The 23,612-nt window shown below is 68.8% G+C and carries 21 protein-coding genes and 2 pseudogenes; 9 read left to right on the forward strand and 14 right to left on the reverse strand.

Features of this window, described 5'->3' with window-relative positions:
- The first annotated feature begins 263 nt into the window (after positions 1-263).
- The gene (locus OG306_RS15475) at positions 264-920 is read left to right on the forward strand and encodes a transposase (protein WP_368082241.1); all 657 of its coding nucleotides are present in this window, start codon (positions 264-266) and stop codon (positions 918-920) included.
- Here OG306_RS15475 and OG306_RS15480 read toward each other — a convergent pair.
- A complete protein-coding gene (locus OG306_RS15480; RefSeq protein WP_432762221.1) occupies positions 830-1,987 on the reverse strand; it encodes an IS30 family transposase in 1,158 nt (385 codons plus the stop codon). The two genes, OG306_RS15475 and OG306_RS15480, sit on opposite strands and share 91 nt — an antisense overlap.
- Before the next feature lie 49 nt (positions 1,988-2,036).
- On the opposite strand from OG306_RS15480, the pseudogene OG306_RS15485 reads away from it, so the two are divergent.
- Both OG306_RS15485 and OG306_RS15490 read left to right on the forward strand, forming a co-directional pair.
- Positions 2,037-2,783, forward strand: a pseudogene (locus OG306_RS15485) (IS256 family transposase); the annotation flags it as partial.
- A 168-nt stretch (positions 2,784-2,951) separates the two neighbouring features.
- Positions 2,952-3,101, forward strand: a complete 150-nt coding sequence (locus OG306_RS15490) for a hypothetical protein (RefSeq protein ID WP_266746749.1) — start codon at positions 2,952-2,954, stop codon at positions 3,099-3,101.
- 1,034 nt (positions 3,102-4,135) lie between these two features.
- Here the strand turns inward: OG306_RS15490 and OG306_RS15495 are convergent.
- Genes OG306_RS15495 through OG306_RS15515 form a run of 5 tightly spaced genes read right to left on the reverse strand, consistent with a single transcriptional unit; the run spans position 4,136 to position 9,232 of the window.
- Positions 4,136-5,338 (reverse strand): PucR family transcriptional regulator, encoded by a 1,203-nt coding sequence (locus OG306_RS15495; protein ID WP_266746750.1) that lies wholly within the window; start codon positions 5,336-5,338, stop codon positions 4,136-4,138.
- 43 nt (positions 5,339-5,381) lie between these two features.
- Positions 5,382-6,764 (reverse strand): NAD-dependent succinate-semialdehyde dehydrogenase, encoded by a 1,383-nt coding sequence (locus tag OG306_RS15500; RefSeq protein WP_371665390.1) that lies wholly within the window; start codon positions 6,762-6,764, stop codon positions 5,382-5,384.
- Between the two features lie 34 nt (positions 6,765-6,798).
- On the reverse strand, positions 6,799-7,452 hold the full coding sequence (locus OG306_RS15505) for an RraA family protein (RefSeq protein WP_327259123.1): 654 nt from the start codon (positions 7,450-7,452) through the stop codon (positions 6,799-6,801).
- Positions 7,449-7,874 carry a RidA family protein gene (locus OG306_RS15510; RefSeq protein ID WP_266906343.1) on the reverse strand — a complete coding sequence of 142 codons (426 nt, stop codon included), beginning with the start codon at positions 7,872-7,874 and terminating at the stop codon, positions 7,449-7,451. Before OG306_RS15510 ends, OG306_RS15505 begins: the two co-directional genes overlap by 4 nt.
- Positions 7,871-9,232, reverse strand: a complete 1,362-nt coding sequence (locus OG306_RS15515; protein WP_266746754.1) for an MFS transporter — start codon at positions 9,230-9,232, stop codon at positions 7,871-7,873. Before OG306_RS15515 ends, OG306_RS15510 begins: the two co-directional genes overlap by 4 nt.
- A 339-nt stretch (positions 9,233-9,571) precedes the next feature.
- On the opposite strand from OG306_RS15515, the gene OG306_RS15520 reads away from it, so the two are divergent.
- Entirely contained in the window at positions 9,572-11,254 is a 1,683-nt protein-coding gene (locus OG306_RS15520) for a thiamine pyrophosphate-dependent enzyme (RefSeq protein WP_371665391.1), read from the forward strand.
- Between the two features lie 160 nt (positions 11,255-11,414).
- Entirely contained in the window at positions 11,415-12,692 is a 1,278-nt protein-coding gene (locus tag OG306_RS15525; protein ID WP_371665392.1) for a M20 family metallo-hydrolase, read from the forward strand.
- Here OG306_RS15525 and OG306_RS15530 read toward each other — a convergent pair.
- The 3 genes from OG306_RS15530 to OG306_RS15540 all read right to left on the reverse strand — a co-directional run bounded on the left by OG306_RS15530 (position 12,661) and on the right by OG306_RS15540 (position 14,609).
- Complete coding sequence (locus OG306_RS15530) at positions 12,661-12,798, reverse strand: hypothetical protein (protein ID WP_371665393.1); 138 nt, start codon at positions 12,796-12,798, stop codon at positions 12,661-12,663. The genes OG306_RS15525 and OG306_RS15530 overlap by 32 nt on opposite strands.
- A gap of 315 nt (positions 12,799-13,113) precedes the next feature.
- The gene (locus OG306_RS15535) at positions 13,114-14,064 is read right to left on the reverse strand and encodes a hypothetical protein (RefSeq protein ID WP_371665394.1); all 951 of its coding nucleotides are present in this window, start codon (positions 14,062-14,064) and stop codon (positions 13,114-13,116) included.
- Positions 14,061-14,609, reverse strand: a complete 549-nt coding sequence (locus OG306_RS15540; protein WP_266746758.1) for a SigE family RNA polymerase sigma factor — start codon at positions 14,607-14,609, stop codon at positions 14,061-14,063. Before OG306_RS15540 ends, OG306_RS15535 begins: the two co-directional genes overlap by 4 nt.
- Before the next feature lie 533 nt (positions 14,610-15,142).
- On the opposite strand from OG306_RS15540, the gene OG306_RS15545 reads away from it, so the two are divergent.
- Positions 15,143-16,960: a glycoside hydrolase family 15 protein gene (locus tag OG306_RS15545; protein ID WP_266906339.1), complete on the forward strand. Its 1,818-nt coding sequence runs from the start codon at positions 15,143-15,145 to the stop codon at positions 16,958-16,960.
- A 45-nt stretch (positions 16,961-17,005) separates the two neighbouring features.
- Here the strand turns inward: OG306_RS15545 and OG306_RS15550 are convergent, their stop codons facing one another.
- Positions 17,006-17,845, reverse strand: a complete 840-nt coding sequence (locus OG306_RS15550) for an SDR family oxidoreductase (protein WP_266746761.1) — start codon at positions 17,843-17,845, stop codon at positions 17,006-17,008.
- Positions 17,846-18,318: 473 nt separating this feature from the next.
- Here OG306_RS15550 and OG306_RS15555 point away from each other — a divergent pair, with 473 nt between their 5' ends.
- The 3 genes from OG306_RS15555 to OG306_RS15565 are packed head-to-tail and all read left to right on the forward strand — an operon-like array spanning position 18,319 to position 21,167.
- On the forward strand, positions 18,319-18,546 hold the full coding sequence (locus tag OG306_RS15555) for a ferredoxin (RefSeq protein WP_266746762.1): 228 nt from the start codon (positions 18,319-18,321) through the stop codon (positions 18,544-18,546).
- Positions 18,543-19,934: an NAD(P)/FAD-dependent oxidoreductase gene (locus tag OG306_RS15560; RefSeq protein ID WP_266746763.1), complete on the forward strand. Its 1,392-nt coding sequence runs from the start codon at positions 18,543-18,545 to the stop codon at positions 19,932-19,934. Before OG306_RS15555 ends, OG306_RS15560 begins: the two co-directional genes overlap by 4 nt.
- Positions 19,935-19,946: 12 nt before the next feature.
- Complete coding sequence (locus tag OG306_RS15565; protein ID WP_327259120.1) at positions 19,947-21,167, forward strand: cytochrome P450; 1,221 nt, start codon at positions 19,947-19,949, stop codon at positions 21,165-21,167.
- Positions 21,168-21,196: 29 nt separating this feature from the next.
- Here OG306_RS15565 and OG306_RS15570 read toward each other — a convergent pair whose 3' ends face one another.
- The 4 genes and pseudogenes from OG306_RS15570 to OG306_RS15585 all read right to left on the reverse strand — a co-directional run bounded on the left by OG306_RS15570 (position 21,197) and on the right by OG306_RS15585 (position 23,470).
- Complete coding sequence (locus OG306_RS15570; protein WP_327259119.1) at positions 21,197-21,874, reverse strand: GAP family protein; 678 nt, start codon at positions 21,872-21,874, stop codon at positions 21,197-21,199.
- Between the two features lie 269 nt (positions 21,875-22,143).
- A pseudogene (locus OG306_RS15575) lies at positions 22,144-22,569 on the reverse strand (tyrosine-type recombinase/integrase); the annotation flags it as partial.
- 80 nt (positions 22,570-22,649) lie between these two features.
- Complete coding sequence (locus OG306_RS15580) at positions 22,650-23,072, reverse strand: DUF2785 domain-containing protein (protein WP_371666245.1); 423 nt, start codon at positions 23,070-23,072, stop codon at positions 22,650-22,652.
- Entirely contained in the window at positions 22,964-23,470 is a 507-nt protein-coding gene (locus OG306_RS15585) for a hypothetical protein (RefSeq protein ID WP_371665395.1), read from the reverse strand. Before OG306_RS15585 ends, OG306_RS15580 begins: the two co-directional genes overlap by 109 nt.
- Positions 23,471-23,612: the final 142 nt, after the last annotated feature.

Genomic DNA, 23,612 nt, shown 5'->3' on the forward strand with positions numbered 1-23,612 from the left:
CGAACACGTCGATGGCTTCATGAATCGTGCAGCTCAAAGTTTCGCGGATCGTCCTGATCGCGAACATAATCCGATGATCGAGGATGTCGCGGTCTACGCTCGCCGGCAGTGCGGTCACGGGTCCTCCGAAGTCGCTGTACAGCAGCGGAGTACAGCAACGGCGCGGACCGCAGTCAACCGAGTAAGACCCCCTTGCCAACCTGCTGGACGCCCATGGGTCTGTACGGTAACCGGTGTAACTCCCGAGCTGGAAGCGACAGTTGATGACTGACGTGATGAGTGACATCAAGGCCGGGGAGGCCGCCGTGGGTGCGCTGGATGCTGTGGATGACAGTCTGGTTGCCGAACTGGTGGCCCGGGCCCAGGCCGGCGGAGTGAAGCTGACCGGCGAGGGCGGCCTTCTGGCGGAGCTGACGCGCAAGGTGCTGGAGTCCGCGCTGGAGGGTGAGCTGACCGACCACCTCGGACACGAGCCCGGTGAACGGGTCGAGGGCGGCCGGGAGAATTACCGCAACGGCCACCGGTCCAAGACCGTGACCACCGAGGTCGGCCCGGTGGAGATCGCGGTGCCGCGGGACCGGGCGGGCACGTTCGAACCGCAGCTGGTCAAGAAGCGCCAGCGGCGCCTGGGCGGCGTGGACGAGATGGTCCTGTCCCTGTCCGCGAAGGGCCTTACCCACGGCGAGATCTCCGCCCACCTGGCCGAGGTCTACGGCACGGAGGTCTCCACGACCACTGTCTCCACGATCACCGACAGCGTGATGGCCGGCATGGCCGAATGGCAGAACCGTCCCCTGGACAGCGGGCGGTTTCTAGCGGTGATTGCGAATCACGGAAACTGTGATGCTATGCCCCAGTCTTGCATGACCTCGGACGGAGTACGGTCTCCCAGGACCATTCGGGGGCGCTCGTTGAGCTGACGGGCCACGGCCGTCAGGTTGCGCAGGGAGTGGACCGTAAGGTCGGTGCCCTTGGGGAAGTACTGCCGCAGCAGCCCGTTGATGTTCTCGTTGGTGCCGCGCTGCCAGGGAGAATGAGGATCGCAGAAATAGATCCGGAAGCCGGAGAGGGCCTCTATCTCTTCATGGAGCACGAGCTCGCGCCCCTGGTCCCAGGTCAGGGTCCGCCGCAACGCTCGTGGCAGATCGGCGGTCTGCGAGACCAGGGCGTCGCGCATCGGCTGGGCCTTCCAGCCGTGCGGCAGGTGGATCAGGCGAACGAAGCGGGTCGTGCGGTCGACGAGGGTGCCTATAGCGGACCGCTGAGCGCGTCCGATGATGAGGTCTCCCTCCCAATCGCCGGGCGTTTCACGATCGTTGACCGTGGCGGGTCGGTCATGGACGAGCGTCATGTTCTTGATCTTGTTGGGTGAGACGACGCCACGGCGTTGCCGCTTGCGGCGGGTGCGTCCGGTGCGCAGTCGGCCCTCACGCTTGCCCAGAAGGCCAGCGAACAGGCCACGGTAGATCGTCTCCGGACAGGCCCGCATGCGAGGGTTGTTCGGGTGCTCGCGTGCGAGGTGTCGAGCAATCTGCTGCGGGGACCACTTCTCGTCGAGCTTCTCGCGCACTGCCGCGCGCAGGGGTCCGTGGTCGCGGAGTTTCTCTTCTTTGGGGCGTTGGCGACGCAGGAGCGCCTGGTTGTGTGCCCACCAGGGTTCGTACTCCCCGTTCTCCTTCCGGCCGCGTCCAATCTCCCGGTAGACCGTCGAAACGCTCTTGCCGATCTCGGCGGCGATGACGACCGGGCTCCGCCCGGCGCGCAGACCGTCGGCGATGGCGATCCGGTCGTCCTGGGTCAGGAAGCGTGGCGAGATGGGAGGGTCAGGAATGATCATGCTTCCAGCATCGATGAACCAGTTGGACCCGCAGCTCACCGATACGCCCACTTGGCGGGCGGCCGCTGCCCCCTTCAGGCCCTTGCGCCGCAGCTCGAAGTACCGCCGTCTGGCCGACGACGGCATGCGATTGGCTCCTCCACGAGGCATGCGAACCATCTCCCCTTGGATGTTCGCAACCACCGATCGAATTCAAGGCGTGTATCCGGTCGTCTTCATCGACTGCGTGAACGTGAAGGTCAGGGATGGGCAGGTCGCCAACCGGCCCGTCTACATGGCCTTGGCCGTGACGGCGGAGGGGCATCGGGACATCCTGGGCCTGTGGGTCGGCGACGGCGGCGAGGGCGCCAAGTACTGGCTGCAGGTCCTTACCGAGATCAAGAACCGGGGCGCCCGTGATGTGCTGATGCTGGTCTGCGACGGCCTGACCGGTCTTCCGGACGCGGTCAACACGGTCTGGCCTGCGACGATCGTGCAAACGTGCGTGGTTCACCTCCTGCGGAACAGCTTCCGTTACGCGGCCAGGCAGGACTGGGAGAAGATCGCGAAGGCGCTCAAGCCCATCTACACCGCGCCGACCGAGGACGCCGCCCTGGAACGCTTCATGGAGTTCAATGAGGCCTGGGGAAGGAAATACCCGGCGATCGTGCGGCTGTGGGAAAGCGCCTGGGCGGAGTTCGTCCCCTTCCTCCAGTTCGATATTGAGATCCGGAAAATCGTGTGCACCACCAACGCAATCGAGTCCGTCAACGCCCGTATCCGCAAGGCCGTGAGGGCCCGCGGGCACTTCCCCACTGAACAGGCCGCGCTCAAGTGCGTCTACCTCGCGGTGATGAGCCTGGACCCCAAGGGCACCGGAAGCAAGCGCTGGACCATGCGCTGGAAAGCCGCACTCCAAGCCTTCGACATCACCTTCGACGGCCGGCTCACTGCCGGACGCCGGTAGAAACAATCAACCGAGTCCCACCGTTCGCTGTACAGACCCCAGCCCATCGCCCCTCAGCGACCGGCGCGCCCATAGTTCGCATCGAGGGGGCGTCGACCCGTCGGAATGGCTCAGTCACTTATTAGACTCCGCCGACCACCGCTGAGCAGTGCGGCCAAGGGGAGACTCATGAGTGGTCAAGGCCTGATGCGGGACCCGCTCACGGCAGCGGACCGCCTACTGATCTTCCTGAAGATCATCGTGGCGGTGATCGTCTTGCCAGTTGCGCTCATGTGGGCTGCGGCCCTGTTGTTCTACGTACTGGTCGGCACGGCATAGCTCGCGTTGAGGTGAACTATCGAAGATGGGGGATTCAGACGCCCCAACCTGCCCTGAGTGCAGCCAAGCCATGCAGTTCGGCGGATTCGTCCTCTGTGTGCGGGAGGACGACGGTAGCGGACGTGCCGTGCTCTGTGGAAGTGCACCAGTCGCCATGTGTGGTGGAAATGGAAATGGGCCGACCGGCCGGATGAACCGTTGGAGGTCTGCCCAATACCGGAGCTGTTCCGCTGACATCCAGCGTTGACATCAACGACTATGGACAGCCGCAGCGTTCAGCGGTCGCGAATGGCCCGAGTGTGCACGGGTGGAGCCCTGACAGGCAGCGGGTGGATCGAACCCCTAAAGCGGGTGTCGCAGGTTCGAATCCTGCCGGGGGCACCAAGCGTTACCGCTCTGACCTGGGGTTTCTCCCCCAGGGAGGGGCTTCACTCGGCCTCGGACCTCTCGTCCGGGGCCGTTTGCGTGAGCGGAAGGACGTCCTCGTCGAGGGTGTCGGCACGGTGTCGAGGTCACGGTGACCCTGGTCGAGGGCGGCTCCGCCCGGGTCCGGCCAGTGTGCCGTGCATCGTGCGCCGCTCGACGGCTGGGCGACCCGCGCAGGCGACCGACATCCTGGTGCGCCCCTGCTCCTCAGTTGCGTCCAGGCGGTCCTTCGCGAGGCAGGGCCGCGTATCGGGGCCAGAGACGCGGCCGACCCGAGTTCGGCCGGCAGTACGTAGGCCGCGTGGGCCGGCCTTGCGGCACCGTAGCGCAAGTCGTGGAGCCGGACCGGCGGGAGACCGATCTCCTCGCACAGCTCGACGAACCGCCGTGTGGCGCGTTGGCGGGGTGGAGCATCTCGCCGTTCCCTCGGGGCACTTCTTGCCACTGCTCCGGCTGGTCGAACGCATAGCCCCCGGGGCCGATGCAGGGCGGGGCGCCGCTGCACGTTCGAAGTCGCCTACTGGATCGACGAATTGGGTCGGCGAGCGTGGCGCTGATCTTTTCCCTGGCGGTGTCGGCTTCGTCGCGTTGCGCGTCGGCACTGGGCGTCACATCTGTTGCAGGCGATGCGCGCTGAGGGCCAGGACGACCAGGGCCGCGTCCTCGGGGCGTCGGGGGTCGCGGCCGGTGATTTCGGCGAAGCGGTTGAGGCGTTGTTGGATCGTGTTGCGGTGGCAGTACAGGGCGGCGGCCGTGTCCGCCACCGATCCGCTGCCCGACAGATGGACCTGGACGGTTTCCAGCAGGCGTTCCGCCTCCGCAGCAGGAACCGCGGGAACTCCCGTGTACAGGCCGCCGAGCACGTCGGACGCCAGGTCCCGACCGAGGTCGCCGGCGCGGTGGACCAGGACGTCGAGCCAGTTGTCCTCCAGCCGGTGCGGTTCTGTGGCATCGGGCGGCAGCACGCGGGCCGTGGCGGTCGCGAGCGTCACCGCGCGGGGCACCTCGGTGAGTCCGGTCACCACGCGGGAAACGCCGCACGGCGTCCCGTGCAGCTGTGTCAGCACCACTTCCCGGGTGAGGCGCGGGCCCAGCTGGACCACCAGGACCATGTCCGAGGCGACCGCCTGCTGTTGCAGTGGGGCGTCGAGGTTGCGGAGGGCGTTCGCGACTCCCCGTAGCAACGCCTCGCCGCCTCCGGGCGCTACCGCGCACAGGAACTGCCCGGGCACCTGGAATCCGAGAGCCCGCGCCGCGTCCTGCAGCACGGTGGGGTTGCGGCCGTCGGTGTCCAGGAGCCGGCTGAACCACAGACGCCGCTCGTCCTCCGTCCGCCGCCCCATCTCCAGGACGGTGCGCTGATAGGCGGTCATGATGCCGGTGACGTGGCGCTCGACCGCCTCCCACACGTAGTAGGCGGAGGTGACCAGCTGCGCCCTGCCTTCCTCGCCCGCGCGGCGCACCAGGGCGGCCCAGACGACCCGGAAGTCCACACGGGCGGCCTGCAGCAGCGCATCCAGCGGAACGCCCTGCCGGGCACGCTGCTCGCCGACCCGCTCGGAGACGCCGGCGATGTGTTCCGGCACCGGCAACTGCGCGACGGTGCGCAGCAAGAGCTCGAACGCCTGCCAGGCGCTGTCGCGGAACTCGTGCCGGGAGACCAGGTCCGAGTAGGAGGCGCGGACCGGCCCCACGTACTCGGCCCACTCGTCGACCAGGCTGTCGATCTCCTCCAGGCACTCGCGGGCCAGAGCGACGACATGTGGGTCCGGCGAGGGCAGGGCGGCCGGGTGCGGATTCGGGGTGTGCATGTGCTCCATCGTGCCTCGTCCCCGCCGGGGTGGAAACGCCGAGTCAACTCGCCCGGCCGCGTACGCGGATCACCTTCCGGTTCACGAACTCCGCCATTCCGTAAGCCCCCAGCTCCCGCCCCACGCCGGACAGCTTGACCCCGCCGAAGGGGAGGTCCTCCTGGGTCTGGGAGGAGCCGTTGATCGAGACCATGCCGACGTCGAGCGCGTCGGCGACCGCCTTCGCGGCGGCGAGGTCGCGGCCGAAAACGACGCTGCCGAGGCCGTACGGGGTGTCGTTGGCGAGGCGGATCGCCGTCGCGGTGTCGGGGACTCGGTGGACGACCGCGACCGGGCCGAAGATCTCCTCCTGGTACGCCCGCATGCCGGGGGTGACCCCGGTGAGGACGGTCGGTTCGACGAAGGCACCCTCGCGGGCCGGCCGCTTGCCCCCCGTCACCGCCGTCGCGCCCCGCTCCACCGCGTCGTTCACCTGCGCGATCACGGCCCGGGCGGCCTCCTCGGAGGAGAGGGGACCGAAGGAGACGCCGTCGTCGGTGGGGTCTCCAACGGTCAACGCCCGCACCGCGTCCGTGAAGGCGCCGAGGAAACGGTCGTAGAGAGGGTCTACGACTATGAACCGCTTCGAGGCGGTGCACGCCTGGCCCGCGTTGCCCATCCGGCCCTCGACGGCCGCGGCGACGGCGGCCTCCAGGTCTGCGTCGGGAAGGACAACGAAGGGGTCGGAGCCGCCGAGCTCGAGGACGTACTTCTTGAGGTGGCGGCCCGCGACCTCGCCCACCGCTCTCCCGGCCCGCTCCGAGCCCGTGAGCGACACCCCCTGGACCCGAGGGTCCGCGATGACGCGGGCGACCTGCTGGTTGGTGGCGTACACGTTGATGTACGCACCCGCCGGCAGTCCGGCCGCCCGCATGATGTCCTCGATGGCCTGCGCCGACTCGGGGCAGTTCGGCGCGTGCTTGAGGACGACGGTGTTGCCGAGGACGAGGTTGGGGGCCGCGAAGCGGGCGACCTGGTAGTACGGGTAGTTCCACGGCATCACGCCGAGCAGCACGCCCAGCGGCTCGGACCGTACGACCACGTCGTCGCCGCCGTGGATGTCGAGCCGCTGGTCGGCGGCCAAGTCGGGGCCGTACTCCGCGTAGTACGCGAAGATCGCCGCCGACAGGTCCACCTCACCCAGGGCTTCGCGGGTGGTCTTGCCCATCTCGCGGGTGACGATCGCGGCCAGTTCCTCCCGCCGGTTCTCGAACTCCCGGGACACGGCGAGTACGGCGTCGGCCCGCTCTTCGACCGGGCGTCGCCGCCAGGCCGTGAACTCCGCTGCCGCCGCCTCGACCGCGCGGTCGACCGTGGCGTCGTCCGACGTCGGGTACCGCCGCACGAGAACGTTCGTGGCCGGGTCGACGATCTTGTATTCCGTCACGCGTGTCTTCTTCCTTCGCATAGCCAAAGGTGGATCAGCCGAGGTGCAGAAGCGTCCGGAGGTCCTCGCCCGCGCGGATCCGCCGCAGGAGCTCCGGCTCCGCCGCGTCCGACAGTTCCGCCTCGTGCACTACGGCGGCCAGCGCTGCCGGCGGCAGGGCGATCACGCCGTTGGCGTCACCGATGACGATGTCCCCCGGCGCGATGCGGACACCGCCGATGTCCACGGGCACCTGGTGCCGCCCGCCCCGACCGTCAAGCCTCTTGGTGGTCAGGCAGCTGGTGCCCCGGGCGTGGACCGGCAGGCCGAAGGCCGGGTCCGTGAGCGCGTCCACATCCGTCACCACTCCGTCGACGAGGATGCCGGCGGCCCCGCGCGCTCGCGCCGCCGCTACCGTGACGGCGCCGATCGGCGCGTGGGTGTGGTCGCCGCGCATGTCGACGACCAGCACCTCGCCGGGGCGCAGCGCGACGAGCGCGCGGTTCACCGCCACGGCGTCCGGGGCGTCGAGGGCGAGGGTGGCGGCCGTACCGGCCATCCGCCGTGGCCCGCCAAGTCGCCGGACGGCCGAGTCGACGAAGCCTTCTTCCAGGAAATGGCCAAGCGTCGGGAGGTCCACTCGACGCAGGCGCTCCAGCAACTCCCCGTGTGCGAGTCCGGCCTGATCGGAGGCGGCGGTGACGCTCACTGCCCCGCTCCTTCCTTGACCACCGCGATGCAGTCGATCTCCAGGGACACGCCCCACAGCCCCACGCAGACCGTCGTCCGCGCCGGCCGACGGCCGGCGAAGAACGCCTCGTACGCCTGGTTGTAGGGCGCGAGCTGGTCCGGCGAGCTGAGATAGGTGTTGACCTTGACGATGTGGTCGAGATCCGAACCCCCCGCGTGGAGAACGGCTTCGAGGTTGCGCAGCGTCGCGTGCACGTCGTCCTCGAAGGTGCCGTTCGACTGCCCCGGGGCGGCGGGTATCTGACCGGTGGTGAAAACGAAGCCACCGGCGGACGTCGCCTGGACGTAGGGGCCCACGGCGGCCGGGACGCCCGGCGCCGAGTCGATCCGCGTGATCCCGCATCCATTTGTCGCTGTTGCCGCCGTTGTCGCTGTGCTCATGCGACCGCCCCGATCGGGCGCGCGGCGGACCGGGACTCCACGCCCGGCTCGTCGATGTCCCCGAACCGTGTCTCCGCGAGCAGGAGCAGGGCCAGCAGGGACAAGGATGCCGCGCCGAGCACGTACCAGGCGATCGAGGAGCTGCTTCCGGTGGCCGACAGCAGCCAGGCGGTGACGGCCGGAGTCGCCGCGGAGCCCAGCAGGCCCGACAGCATGTAGGCGACCGAGAGGCCCGAGTACCGGACCCGGGTGCCGAAGAGCTCGGCGAGGAAGGTCGCGATGGGGCCGTAGTTGGCGGAGAACGCGAGCATCATGAGCGTGTAGGCGACGAAGACCCCGAGCGCCGATCCGGTGTCCAGCAGCCAGAAGAACGGGAAGGCGAGTACGGCCTCTGCCGCGATGCCCGCGTAGATGACGGGCTTGCGGCCCACCCGGTCGGACAGCCGGCCGAAGTACGGGATGGCCAGGAACGCGATGGCGCAGGCCACCATGACCGCCCACAGCATCAGGTTCTTGGAGTGTCCGAGGTCGTTGGTCCCGTAGCTCACGCCGGAGGCCACCATCAGGGTGAAGGTCGACCCCGTGGACAGGGTCGCTACGCCGCCCAGCAGCACCTGGCGCCAGTACCGGCTCATCAGCGCGAAGAACGGGATCCTGGCCTTGACGCCCTCCTCCCGGACTGCCTGGAAGGACGGCGTCTCCTCGATGTGGAGCCGGATGTAGAAGCCGATCCCGACGAGGATCGCCGAGGCCAGGAAGGGGATCCGCCAGCCCCACGAGTACAGCGCGTCACTGCTCGTGGTCGAGGCGACCAGCAGGAACGCCCCGTTGGCGAGCAGCGTTCCGATCGGCACCCCGATCTGGACCATGGAGCCGAAGAATCCGCGCCGGTTCTCCGGTGCGTGCTCGACGGTCATCAGTACGGCACCGCCCCACTCGCCGCCCAGCGCGAGACCCTGCACCACGCGGAGGCCGAGCAGCAGGAGGGGCGCGGCCACGCCGAGGGTGGCGTAACCGGGCACGAGGCCGATGGCGAAGGTGGCCACGCCCATCGTCGTCAGGGAGATCAGCAGCATGGACTTGCGGCCGAGACGGTCTCCGAAGTGGCCGAAGAGCACGGCGCCCACCATGCGCGCCAGGTAGGCGGAGGCGAAGGTCAGAAACGAGAGGATCGTGCCTACGGCCCCGTCGAACTCGGGGAAGAACACCTTGCCGAAGACCAGCGCGGAGGCGGTGCCGAACAGGAACAGGTCGTACCACTCGACCGTGGTGCCGACCATGCTGGCGAGGGAGATCCTGCGCATCTTCGTCGCGTCGAGCCGGCTGCCGGTGGTCGGCGGGAAAGCGGGAGCGGTCATGGGGACTCCGGTCTGAGGTCTGAGCCGAGGAATCGTCTGGGGGACTGGGGCTGAGCGGGCGCCGTCCGGTTGGCCAACGGTGCATCGACGACTTCGCCGACCACAAGGAGCAGAAGCACACCGCCACGGGGCGACGACTGTGCACATGACCAATGCGCCACGTCGCGCTCCGAATTCCGAGGGAAAACTTTCGTGTTACGGACCTGGTCCCCTCGCCCACGCCTGTTCATCTGCACATCGCAGCGCCGCTATCCGGGGGCCTTTGCCCCGTGTCTCCGGCCGCCTCGAAAGCAACACTGGCCGGGCAACCGCGGCCTCAAGAGAAGGAACAGACCCCCGATGGCGAACGTCGCACCCGAGCCCACCGACTCCCCCGAGCGCTCCCTCTCCGCCGGCCATCTGATCGTCGCGCAACTGGAGCGCGAGGGCGTCCGGCGGGTGTACGGGGTTCCCGGTGAGTCCTTCCTCGACGTTCTGGACGGCCTGCACGACTCGTCGATCTCGACGGTAGTGACCCGGCACGAGGGCGGTGCGGGCTTCATGGCGCTGGCGGAGGGCAGGCTGACGGGCCTGCCCGGGGTGGCGATGGTGACCCGGGGGCCGGGCGCCGCCAACGCCTTCATCGCCGTCCACACCGCGTACCAGGACGCGACCCCGATGCTCCTCTTCGTCGGGCTGGTCCCGGTGCCCGACCGCGGCCGGGAGGCATTCCAGGAGTTCGACCTCAGCGGGTGGTTCGGCAGCACGGCGAAGAAGGTCGTCATGCTGGACGACCCCACCGCCGCCGCCCGCGTCGTCGCGGAGAGCGTCCACGCGGCCCGCAGCGGCCGGCCCGGCCCGGTGGTGATCGGCCTTCCCGAGGACGTACTCACCCTCCCCGCGGGCCCCGCCCTCGGGGTTCGGCCGCTTGCGGTGCCGCGGCCCGGCGCCGCAGAAGCGGAGCTGAAGGAGCTGGTGCGCCGGTTCGAGGGCGCGCGGCGGCCCCTGGTCGTCGTAGGCGGAGAGGGCTGGACCGCGGAGAGCGGCCAGGAACTCATGCGCTGGGCGACACGGCACTCGATCCCCGTCCTCGCCGACTTCCGCGCGTACGACGCCGTCCCCCACGACCTCGAAGGCCTCGCCGCCTATGCCGGCTCGCTCGGCTACGGCCGTGGCGACCATGCGGCCCGGCTGCTGGACGAGGCCGACCTCACGGTCTTCCTCGGCGCACCGCGCGGTGACGTGCTCAGCGACGGATACGCCCGCGGCCTCGACTCGGAGACGGTGCTCGTCCTCCCCGGCGACGCACAGGGCCACTGCGGCCGCATCGACCAGTTCGTCTCGGCCCACGCGCCCGACTTCGTCCTCGACCTCGTCACCACGCCGGCGGCGCCGGACGCCGACGCCGCGTGGTTCGGGGCGGCCGTGGACACCCAGGCCCGCTTCGCCACTCCCCCCTCCGAGCCGACCGAGGAAGACACCCACGACACCTACGTCGACCTCACCGCGGTCATGGGCGTGCTGCGGGAGGAGCTCACCCACGACGCCGTCATCACCTATGGCGCCGGAAACCACGCCCTCTGGCCGGCCCGCTACCTCCCGCACCGCGCCCCGGCCTCCCTCGTCGCCCCCCGCAACGGCGCCATGGGCATGGGCATACCGGCCGCCGTCGCGGCCTCGCTGGCCTTCCCCGGACGCGAGGTCGTGTCGGTCGCGGGTGACGGCTGCTTCCTGATGAACGGTCAGGAACTGGCCACCGCGGTGGGACACGGCGCCGCCTTCGTCGCCCTGGTGGTCGACAACGGCTGCTACGCGACGATCCGCGAGCACCAGGAGGGCGCCTACCCGGGCCGCCCGTCCGGCACCCAGCTGACCAACCCGGACTTCGCGGCATGGGCCCGCTCGTACGGTGCGTACGGCGAGACCGTGACCTCGCACCGCGACTTCCGCGAGGCATTCCGGCGGGCCCGCGCGAGCGGCCTCCCGGCCGTGCTGCACCTGATCCAGGACCCGGCGGTCCGCGCTCCGGCGACCGCCGCCTGAGCCCCGAAGCCGCCCGCCCGATGAGCCGCGAGGCCACCCGCCCGATGCCCCCCGCCCCGCCCCACGATCGCCGGCGCCCCACCCGCCTCCGCCGAGGTGACCTCCCTCCCTCCGTGGACGCGTTCCCGCACCCCACCCCGCAAACCGACAGGACGTGATCATGAGCAACCCCGCCACCTCTTCCACGGCTCCGACCGCACACGACGTCACCCTGCTGGAGGACTTCGCGACTCTCTCGGCGTTCGGTGCCACACCCGGCGGTGGGGTCGACCGACAGGCTGCCACCCCCGCCGACGCAGAACAGCGTGCCTGGCTCCACCGGTGGCTCACCGCCCGCGGCGCCGAAGTGCGCTACGACGGTGTCGGCAACCAGTTCGGTCTCTTCACCGTCACACCCGGAGCCCCGTACGTCCTCACCGGCTCACACCTGGACAGCCAGCCGCTCGGTGGTCGCTACGACGGTGCGTACGGCGTCCTGGCCTCGGCCCACGCCGCGCACCGGGCCGTGGAACGGTACGGCGTCTCGGACGCCGCACCGAAGTACAACGTGGCCGTGGTCAACTGGTTCAACGAGGAAGGATCCCGGTTCAAGCCGAGCATGATGGGGAGCTCGGTGTTCACGGGGAAGCTGCCGGTCCGGACCGCCCTCACGACGACCGATCCTGCGGGCATCACGGTCGAAGCCGCTCTCCGCGAGATCGGAACGATCGGCGACTACGCCGGGCCGGACGTGGCAGCGTACGCCGAGATCCACATCGAGCAGGGCCGCGACCTGGAGAACAAGGGGATCACGATCGGCCTGGTGGATGCCACCTGGGCGGCACGCAAGTACCAGGTCGTGGTTCGCGGCGAGCAGTCGCATACCGGATCGGCGATCATGGCGGACCGACGCGACGCCCTGTTCGGTGCCTCACTCCTCGTCGTGGCGGTGCGCGAACTGGCCGAGCAGAGCATGGACATCCCGTTGCACACCTCGGTGAGCGAGATGACCATCGAGCCCAATTCTCCCGTGGTGGTCGCGCGCGAGGTGCGCATGCACGTCGATCTGCGTTCGCCCGACGAAGCGTTTCTCGACTCGGCGGCCAAGAAGCTGGCCGAGTCGATCCCCGGCATCGAGGAACGTGCGTCGGTCACCATCGAGCAGGTTCAGACACACGGTTGGGGCGTGGCGCCGTTCCCGGCGGCCGGGGTCGAGCTCGCAGCACAAGCGGCCGACGAACTGGGGCTCAGCCACCAGACCATGATGACCATCGCGGGACACGACTCGGTGAACATGAAGGATGTCGCGCCCTCGATCATGCTGTTCGTGCCCAGCATCGAGGGAATCTCCCACAACGAGGGCGAGTTCACGAACGACCAGGACATCAGCGCGGGCACCGATCTGCTGACCGAGGTGGTCCGCCGGCTCATGTCGGGTGCTCTGGACGGCGCACGGTGATCCGCGAGCAGAAACGGATGAGCTGGTACGCCTTGACGACCGTCGGCGCGCCGATGCCGGCCGTGAGCAGCTTGCCGCGCCGGCTCCGTACGCGAGCAGTCGTCACGTCAGCCACCGTTCCAGCCCCGAAGGTGGACAGGATGTGCAGCCGCATCACCGACCCGTTCCGCTCACGGGTGCGGTCGGTCGGCCGCGGTCTGGACCCAGCTCGACCAGTTCGAGCCGAAGCCCGAGCCCACGGAGTCACCCCCACGACGTTTCGCCGCATCATCGAGGCCCTGAACCTCAGCGGCTCGCAGCGGGGCCTTCTGGCTCGGTGTGGATTGCCACATCTGCACCGGCGGCCAGAAGGGCCCTCGTGCCGCACCGCTGACCGAAATCCGGGGCGCCACCCCCTGTGTGGCGCCCTGGCCGGGTGGCGCTACGGCAACCGCTTCTCGTAGTTCTTGTCCTTGTCGGAGTCGTAGACCAGCTTGCTGTCGGCGTCATAACCCTTGATGCGCGGGGCCGCGGTGACCTGCTGGTTCAGGACACCAGAGACGACGAACCAGCCGTGGTCCAGGGCGGCCTGGCTGGTGGCGCCGCCGTAGGAGACGGTCACCCGGGCCACTGACGGCTCGACGGTGCCGATGACACCCCACCTGAACGGTAGCTTCCAGTTGCCGCGGTCGAGGACCGACTGCTGGTAGAGCTTGCCGCCGTTGATGTCGGCCATCACGGGGCCGGCGCCCGGCACATCGTCGGAGCCTACGCTGGCGTTGAGGCCGTTCGCCTCGCCGTCCTTCACGTTGCAGATCAGTCGGGTCTGCTTCGGTTGCTCCTTCACCGCGACGACGTACATGCCATCGCCGATCACGTTGGAGTCGCCGGTGCTTTTCATCGCCAGGATGATCCGGTACTCCTCGGCCGCGCCCAAGTCCGTGCTGAAGTCGGCCGGGCCACGTGTGTGCGACTGGTCATATGCGAGGCACTTCTTCAGCCCGTCGACGGCCTGCCCGAAGGTGATCCCGTCGAGGAGCTGGTCCTCCGTGGCCGGCCGCGCGGGCCTCGCCGGCGAGGCGGACGGCGTCGGTGTCGGCGTCGCTGACGTCCGCGGTGTGGCGCTGACCGGCGGTGTCGATGCCACCGTGTTCCCACCCGCATCCCCGTCGGCCAGCGCGTACGCCCCCACGGGCATCGCCGCCAGCGTCACCAGGGCCGCCCCGGTCGCCGCCACCCGGCGTCGCCGCTCGACCGTGCCCCGGCGGCGGATCGCCGGATACGGTCCCGGCGCGGGCCGGATCGTGTTCGCGTCCTCGGCGAGCAGCTCGCGCAGCTGCTCCTCGAAGTCCCCGCTGGTTCCCGTCCCCTGCTGCTTCTGTTCCTCGTTCACTTGCTGCCTTCCTGCCCGGACGACACTCGGCTGCGGACAGGTTCGTCCACGACCTGCGCGAGCCCCGGATACGTACGCAACTTCGCCAGCGCCTTGGACGCCTGGCTCTTGACCGTGCCGGGCGAGCAGCCGAGCACCTCGGCGACCTCGGCCTCGGACAGGTCCTCCCAGTAGCGCATGACGACCACCGCCCGCTGCTTTGGCGGCAGTCCGGCCAGCGCCGCGAGCAGGGCGCTGCGCTCGTCGGCCCACGAGACGGCCTCGTCGCGCCCGGCCACCTCCGGCGGCGCCGCGGTCAGAGCCTCCGCAACCCGCCGCTTGCGGAACCGGTCGCTGTTGCAGTTGACCAGTATCCGCCGGACGTACGCATCCGGGCTGTCGCTGCGCGAGACGCGCCGCCATGAGCGGTACGCCTTGGTCAGCGCCGTCTGAGTCAGGTCTTCGGCGTAGTGCACGTCGCCCGTGAGCAGATACGCGGTCCGTACGAGATGGGACCACCGCGCTCTGACGAATTCTTGGAACTCGGCCTCTTGTTTGGCCTGCATCAAGCACCCTCCCTCGCCCTCCAGACCACAGTTTCGGCGGATTCGGTTGCCCGGGATCCGGTGCCTCGGGCAAACCGCGTGGCGGCCCTCGTCGAACAGAGGCGGTACACGGAGGCGGAGGTCGAAGCAGACGGCATACTGCGGGCCGCGACCCGTCTCGCCCACCTCACCAAGGTGTGGGAAATCGAGCTGTCCACTTTGGCCAACCTGGCAGCTGCCCACGCACCACTCAACCTCCGGCAACACGGCGCAACTCGGGCCTGGTGCCGTGCCGGCACACAAGCTGTCTACAAGCTGCGGTGACGGCAATCTCGGACGGCAACGTCGGCAGACTGACGCGGACTTGACCGCTTCCCGGAGCGCGTCCTGCGCCTTGCCGCCGGCTGGGCAAGCAGGTGATCCGTCCGAACGGTCGCCTCCTGACGCCTGCCGTCGCACCGCCCGCCCCTCGTGCCGCGTCCCATGGCAGCCTCGTCGCACAGGGCGGACAGTGGGATCAGGGGCATCAGGGGCATCAGGGAAGCGAGATGGTCATGGACCGTTACCCGCCCATTGCCGACCACGGCCTCGTCGGCGACCTGCAGACCGCTGCTCTGGTGTCGTCCCAGGGGGTCGTCGACTGGTTCGCGGCTCCCCGGTTCGACTCGCCCAGCGTCTTCGCCGCCCTGCTCGACCACGACCGCGGCGGCTACTTCCTCTTCGCGCCGGAAAGCCGGACCACCACCTGCAAGCAGCTCTACTACCCCGACACCGCAGTCCTGGTTACGCGGTTCATGTCGCCGGACGGGGTCGGCGAGGTATTCGACTGCATGCCGCCGGATCGCACCGGCACCCCGACGGACAGGCACCTGCTGATACGCGGAGTGCGGGCGGTGCGCGGAACGGTGCGCTTCACTTTGGAGTGCCGTCCGCGCTTCGACTACAGCCGGGCCACCCACCATCTCGACTTGCAGGACGGTACCGCCACGTTCCATGCACCGAACGTCACCGCCTTTCTGCAGAGCACCTTCCCCCTGCAGCAGGACGGCAGGGACGTGCGGGGTGCGGTGACCTTGAGGCCGGGTGAGGTGGCCGCAGCGGTGTTCACCGTCGGCGGACCCGATGGTGACCCTCCGCCGCCGGTCACCCCGGACTCGGCGATGGAGCAGTTCTGGGACGTGGTGGAATTCTGGCAGCGCTGGGTGCGCTCCTCCCGGTATCGCGGCCGGTGGCCGGGGGTGGTGCACCGCTCGGCCATCACGCTCAAGCTGCTCACCTACGCACCCACAGGTGCTCCCGTCGCCGCCCCTACCATGGGCCTGCCCGAGCAGATCGGGGGTGAACGCAACTGGGACTACCGCTACACCTGGGTCCGTGACGGCTCCCTGTCCGTGCGTGCCCTGCTCGACCTGGGGTTCGCCGAGGAGGCGGCGCAGTTCACGCGCTGGCTGAGCGACCGCCTCCAGGACCGGGAGGGCGTCGATGGCGAGCCGCTGCAGATCATGTACCGCGTCGACGGGGACCCCGAGCTGCCGGAAGAGGTTCTCTCGCACTTCGAGGGCTATCGGGGTTCGTACCCGGTGCGGGCCGGGAACGCAGCAGCCGATCAACTGCAGCTGGACATCTACGGCGAGGCGCTCTATGCCTTGTCGGAGGGGCGTGAGATCGCCGTGGGAGGCAGCTACCACGGCTGGAAGAACCTCGCGCGGACGCTGGACTGGCTCGCCGATTCCTGGGATCGCCCCGACGCAGGCGTCTGGGAGACCCGTGGTGGGCGCCAGGACTTCACCTTCAGCCGGGTGATGGCGTGGGTGGCCTTCGACCGGGGGCTGCGCCTGGCGAGAGAGCACAGCCGTCCCGCCGACGCTCCTCGTTGGACCACGGCTCGCGACGCGATCCTCGAACAGGTGATGGAGCGGGGCTGGAACGAGACGGAGCAGGCCCTCGTCCAGCACTACGGAAGCGATGTCCTCGACGCTTCGTTGCTGCTCATTCCGCGCGTCGGGTTCCTGGCGCCCAGAACGGTCAGCTGGCTGTCGACCCTGGACGCGATGGAACGCACCCTGATATCGGACAGCCTCGTCTACCGCTACGACCCTGCGGCCTCCCCGGACGGTCTGCGGGGCTCCGAAGGCACGTTCAGTCTCTGCACCTTCCTCTATGTGGACGCTCTTGCCCGCGCCGGGCGGATTCGTCCGGCGCGCTATGCCTTCGAGAAGATGCAGACCTACGCCAACCACGTCGGCCTGTTCGCTGAGGAGATCGGACCCAGTGGCGAGCAGCTGGGCAATTTCCCGCAGGCTTTCACGCATCTGTCCCTGATCATGGCCGCCGCCACCCTGGACAACGCCCTCGATCAACAGCGGGACTGAGAACGAAGGCCGCGCCTGCCCTCTCTCGAAGGCCGCCGTAGCGGTTCAGCCGCCGGTGGCGAAGCCGGGGAAGAGGGTCATGCCGCCGTCCACGTAGAGAGTGGTGCCCACCACGTAGTCCATGAGGTCCGAGGCGAGCCCGACGGCCGCGTGGGCGATGTCCTCCGGATCGCCGACGCGCCCGTAGGGAATCAGCTGCAACAGGTCCTTCTCGGCGTCGGGGGTGTTCCAGGCGCTGCGATTGATGGGAGTCCTGATGGCTCCCGGAGCAATTGCGTTGACCCTGATCCTGTGGGGCGCGAGCTCCTGGGCGAGCGTCTCCATCATCATCTGCACGCCGCCCTTGGAGGCCGCGTAGTTGACGTGGCCGGCCCAAGGGATGAGTTGGTGCACCGAGCTCATGCAGATGATCTTCCCGGCCGCTCGCGACACCTCGGGGACGACTCCCCTCCTCAAGAACTCCTTCGTCGCCTCCCGGGCGCACAGGAACTGGCCGGTGAGGTTGACGTCCAGCACCTTCTGCCACTGGGCCGTCGTCATCTCGGTGAACGGAGCGTCGCGCTGCAGCCCGGCGTTGGCCACGAGGATGTCGATGGTTCCGAACTCCTGCACCATCCGTTCGATCATCGCGACGACCTGGTCCTCCTGGGACACATCGGCCTCGTACGCCTTCGCGCGCACGCCGAACCCGGAGATCTCCCCGACCACCTGCTCGGCCTCCTCGCGCCCGGCGACGTAGTTCACGACCACGTCGGCTCCGGCGCGCCCCAGGCCGATGGCCGTCGCCTTGCCGATGCCGGAGTTCGCGCCGGTGACGAGTGCCTTCTGGCCCTTCAGCAGATGCGAGGGAATGACGCCCTGCGGGGTTCCCTGAGTCACGCTCACGCCGGTTCTCCTCCTCGACTGGCTGACCTCACGACCGCATGCGAGTCAGGTCGGCTCCTGTCGACACCGAATCATCCGAAAGCCCGGGCCACACGCCGGGCACGGACAGATTGCGCCGATCAGTCGAACGCGACCGGGCCTCGGAGACATGGGACTGCAGGAGCCGATCGGCAGCGCAGCCTTTCCCGGAGTGCGGGCAAAGTACGCGCGGGATACGCTGTTTGACAGGAAGGTGGAGTATCTCTGGGCGGTTCTACCCGCCAGTCGCCTTGCAGGCGATAACCAACCTTCTGCGGCGACCCGACGAGCGCGGTGCATCTCCTCGCGTCCGCGGAGCTGGGCAACGGTTACATGCCTTTTCTCGCGCCGTGTGCTCCTTGCGCTCCTTACGCTCCTTGCGCTCCTTGCGCTCCTTGCGCACCGAGTGGCGCCGGCTTCCGGGCCCGCAGCTTGTAGTCCCTGTGGAGGTCGGGATGAGAGTTGTCGTTGATCTTTCCCGATGTGAAGGGTATGCGCAGTGCGCCTTCCTGGCTCCGGACGCGTTCCGGATGCACGGCGAGGAAGCGCTGATGTACGACCCGAACGCCGACGACGCCCAGCGCGACCAGGTGCTGCGCGCCGCGGCGGCCTGCCCGGTCCAAGCGATTCTGGTCGACCGGCTGGAGGGACCGGACGCACCGGCGGAGGCGTCGCCGTCATGACCAGCGCCGACAATCTGCACGCGTTCAAGCGCGATGGCCGCATCGTGGTTGTCGGGGCGTCGCTGGCGGGCCTGCGGGCCGCGGAGGCGCTGCGCGACGAGGGTTTCACCGGATCGCTGACCATGATCGGCGACGAGCTGGGCGAGCCCTACGACCGGCCGCCCCTGTCCAAGCAGGTGCTGACCGGATGGGTGCCGGCCGAAAGCACCAAACTGCCGCGACGTCGTGACATCGATGCGGAGTGGCTGCTGGGTGTGCCTGCCGACGGGCTGGACCTGGGGACCAACCACGTGCGTCTCGCCGACGGACGCGACGTCCCCTTCGACCGGGTGTTGATCTCCACCGGGGTCCGGGCCCGGCCTTGGTTCGTCGAGAGCGAGGCGGCTCTGGACGGGGTCTTTGTCGTGCGTACGCGCGAACACGCCGAGGGCCTGAAGCGAGCCCTCGCCGCTGGCCCCTCCCGCGTCCTGGTCATCGGTGCGGGATTCACCGGCTCCGAGATCGCCTCGGTCTGCCGCGAACGGGACATCCCGGTGACCGTCGCCGAACTCGCGCCGGCCCCGCTGGTCGGGGCCCTCGGCGCCATGATCGGTGAGGTTGCGGCGGACATGCAGCGCGCTCACGGTGTAGATCTGCGCTGCGGTGTCAAGGTGACGCGACTGGAGGGCGACGCGCAGGGACGGCTTCGCCGCGCTCACTTCGACGACGGCACCACGATCGACGCCGACGTGGCGGTGGTGGCACTCGGGGGCATCCGCAACACCGAGTGGCTGCAAGGCTCGGGACTGGCGGCGGGTGTCTGGGGAATCGCCTGCGACACGGGCTGTCGCGCCCTCGACCTCAACGGCCTCGTCACCGACGATGTCTTCGTCGCCGGAGACGTGGCACGCTGCCCGAACCCGATCTACGAGTACCGGCTCATCTCGCTGGAGCACTGGGCCAACGCAGTGGAGCAGGCCGAGGTCGCGGCGCACAACATGGTCAGCTCCCAGGCGGATCGCTGGCCCCATCTGTCCATCCCGCTGTTCTGGTCGATCCAGTTCGGCGTCAACATCAAGTCCGTCGGCGTGCCGACCTTCGCCGACGAGGTGGTCGTCACCCAGGGGTCGGTGCCCGACCACCGCTTCGTCGCCGCATACGGCTACCGGGGCCGCGTCACCGCGGCAGTGAGCTTCAACAACGCGAAGTGGCTGGACCACTACCGAACGCTCATCGAGACGGCCGCACCCTTCCCGCCTCCCTGTCCCACGCCCGACCGGCCCGCCGACATGAAACCGGTGCCCGTCGACTTCCCCGGGCCCGTTCTGCTCGCCCAGGGCGCCACCGTCGTCGTCACCGGCCACGATCCGGGCGAGCGACGCGTCACGGCCGCGCGCCAGCACCGGTAGGAGGGACACGAGATGACCACGACCAAGACGCCCGACCTGCTGCGCCGGGTCCTCGACCACTCCTCCCGGGCCGACCCGTATCCGCTGTACGCCGAGCTGCGCAGGACACCGGTGGCCCGGCAGGAGGACGGCAGCTACGTCATCAGCACCTATCGCGAGATCACGGACATCCTGCACAACCCGCACCTGAGCTCGGACACCCGCAATCTCTCGCATCCGACGGCCGGAGCCGAGGAGCAGACCACGCCGGCGTTCATCAACCTCGACCCGCCCGAGCACGACCGCCTGCGGCGGATGGCGATGCGCCATTTCGGCCCCCCGCACACCCCGGGGCTGGTGACCGGCATGGAACCCGCCCTGACCGCCACCGTCAGCGACCTGATCGACGACTTTGCGGGCAAGGAGCAGATCGACGTCGTCGACGACTTCGCCTACCCGTTCCCCGTCACCGTGATCTGCCGCCTGCTCGGCGTGCCCCGCGAGGACGAACCGCGGTTCCGTCTGTGGGTGAACGACATCATCAACTCGATCGACTACGACCCCAAGACCGATCCGAGGGAAAAACTGGACAACGGCGTGCAGGCCCGCAAGGACTTGCGCCAGTACCTCGGCGGGCTGCTGGAGCAACGCCACGGCCGGCCGGGCGACGACCTGCTGTCACGGCTGGCCAACGACGACGGGCCCGACGGGCGGATGACCGACGAGGAAATCGTCAGCACCGCCAACCTGCTGCTGATCGCCGGCCATGAGACCACCGTCAACCTCATCACCAACGGCATGCTGACGCTGCTGCGTCACCCGCAGGTGCTCCAGCGCCTGCGCGACGAACCGGGCCTCGTCATACCCCTGGTCGAGGAACTGCTGCGATACGAGCCGCCCGTGCACATCATTCCCTGGCGGGCGGCGTACAGCGACATCGCTGTCGCCGACACCGTGATCCCCAAGGGCTCGCAGATCATGCTGATGCTGGCCTCGGGCAACCGCGATCCGGACCGCTTCCACGATCCCGACCGCTTCGACCCCGATCGGCGTGACAACCAGCACCTCGGCTTCGGCAGCGGCATTCACCTGTGCTTCGGCGGCCCGCTGGCCCGAAGGGAAACCCACATCGCACTGACCGAGCTGGTACGCCGCCTCGACCGGCCCAGGCTGGTCGCCGACCCGCCACCGTACCGGCGCAGCCCCGTTCTGCGCGGGCCGATCCATCTGCACATCGAGCAGGGCGACGGTTAGCGCGACGTTCGACGGTTAGCGCGACGATCTCACGTGGCGAGGATGCTGATGCCGTCGCCCAGGAGCTTGAGACCGAGCACGAAGAACAGGACGGCCATGACGGCGACGTTGTGCTGCGCGGCCCAGTCTCGCCAGTTGCCGAGGATGCTTCTGGCACGTTCGCCCATGGTCAGGTAGACGGCAAGTGGTGCGAGCACTCCGAGGGAGGCGACGACCACGAAAATCGCGAGCGTTCCGATCTGCTGTGGCACGGGGAGCCCGGCAGAGCTGATCGAGGCGCCCGCGGCGATGGTCAGGGGCGCGTTTTTGAGATTGGCCGCCGAAAGCAACAGCCCTAGACCGAGGATCTTGACGGGAGTGAAGCGGTCGATCGCTGCCATCCACTTCGGGAGCTGCGCCCGGGAGGCGTCTTGGGGGCGGCGCTGCCATTGACGGGCGCCGAAGAGGGCAAGGAGTGCGCCCAGGGCGAGCTTGAGGGCTCCGACCCAAGTGGCTGGGTGCTTGTGGGCCGAGGCTCCGCCTGTGCCACCGACAGCCAGCATGATCGCGCCGAGCGCTGCGAGCCCTAGCACCCAGCCGAGAGCGAACAGCAGTCCGCCCAGGCGCCCCTGCGGGGTGGCCAGGATGAGGATGATCGCCACGATCGGAAGGGGGCTGACTGCGACACCTGCGGCCAGGCCCAGCACATCACCGACGGCGTGTCCCACTGCGGCCTCCGGGGAGAGAGACGGATGATCCGGAGCGGACTGCCCATGTCGGCTGACTGGAAGCCGGCATGCCTGGCCCTTGTACAGGCGCAGCCCTCTTCGCCATCGTGAGGGTCTCCGGGCCCGGCATCCATCGGCCGGTGGCGAACGGGTGATCTCTGACCACCGGCCTGATGGCCTTGATCCTGCCTGGGGCACCAGTGCAAACGCCCCGGACCGATCTCGAGTCCGGGGCCTTCGACATCCACGTCTGGCATCAACGACGGCGGTCACCCACGGCCGGGCCGCCTTTTGAGCAGCCTGTCCATGTGGCTGATGGCTTCGCGCTGGGTGTCCTGGACTACGTGCGTGCAGACGTCCATGGTGATGGCTGATCCGGCTGTGCCCGAGGATCTCCATCACGACGCGAGGAGCCACCCCAGCCGCGGTGAGGATCGTGGCGCAGCCGTGCCGGGCAAATCGTGCAGGCGGATCATCCGGAGGCCGGCGGATTCGGCGACGCGAGTGAAGGAGCGGTAGACGTTCCGCGGCTCGACCGGGCGACCGGTCCGAGTGACGAAGACATGCCCGCCTTCTTGCCCCGACTCCCCTGCGCGAGCCTTGGCATCGACCTGGCGCATCCTGTGCCAGTGAAGGGGCGCGATGCACCTAGCCGGCAGCGGAACAGCCCGTCGGCGCCGCCCCTTGGGATCGTCCCTGCCTGGAGCGAGTGCAATCACGTCGAAGGCCTCACACAGCCTGGAACGATCTGTGCTGATGCTGGAGCTGCCCCGTGTCAGGCGAGCCAGCGGTAGGGCACGCGAAGGAGATCGCAAGCGTGGATGGCAACCGCATCGGCGTGCGGCGGGATGCCTTCGTCGGCAAGGCCACGAGTCAGGTGCAGGTGAAGGGACTGGAGGGTGGCAAAAGTGTTGAATGCCCAGACCGGGGCCGGCCCGGGGTCTATACCGTCCAGGGCTGCCACCACCACGGTCAGCCAGCCGGTGGCCTCTTCCTGCTTCAGACCAGGGGCCTGGAGAATGCGCGTGAGCGCACGGGCAAGCCGCGCATCCTCCAACTGGCTGTAGCGGTAGTCGGTCTGCTTGGCCGTCATCCTGCGGGCACACAGTTCAAGCAGTTCGGTGCGGCGGTCAGGCAGGGCCTTCGCGAACGCAGCAGCAGCGTCGGCGCCGTGCGCGACGGCGTGCAGCCACCCCAGGGAGTCGTCCCAGCCGCGTGTGCCCGATTCTCGGCCAGATACCAGGTCGAGAATCGGGCAAACCAGCGCTCAACAGCCTCCTTCGGCACAAGGCCGGGGACGGCGTTGCCCCGCGTCAGAACGGAGCACAGAACCAGCGGTGCGAAGGTTCGGGCCTGTACCTCGGGGTGGCTGAATCGGGTGGCGGCGGTGTCGCCGAGCGCCTGGAGGACCTCATCGAAATGCCCTTCCTTAATCCATTGCGCAACGCCGGTATAAGCGTAGTCGTCGCGGATCTCAGGATCCGCAGATACCAGCATGGCCGACAGCTCGGCGGCGAGCCGAGAAGCCGGGACGCCCTCGGGGAAGGGGAAGCCGTCGGCCGCGATCGACGCCCAGTCGACAAGATCAATATTCATCACATAAGGCTATACGCAGGGCGGACTTGGGGACGCCAGGGCACTGGGCACACGTCAAAGAGCCACACATGCCACCTGCGCGCCCGATCGAGCAATCATGGACGGGGAATAGCAGGGAACACCGGCAAGTGTCCCGGGAATG

The sequence above is a fragment of the Streptomyces sp. NBC_01241 genome, assembly GCF_041435435.1.
Classification (GTDB): domain Bacteria; phylum Actinomycetota; class Actinomycetes; order Streptomycetales; family Streptomycetaceae; genus Streptomyces.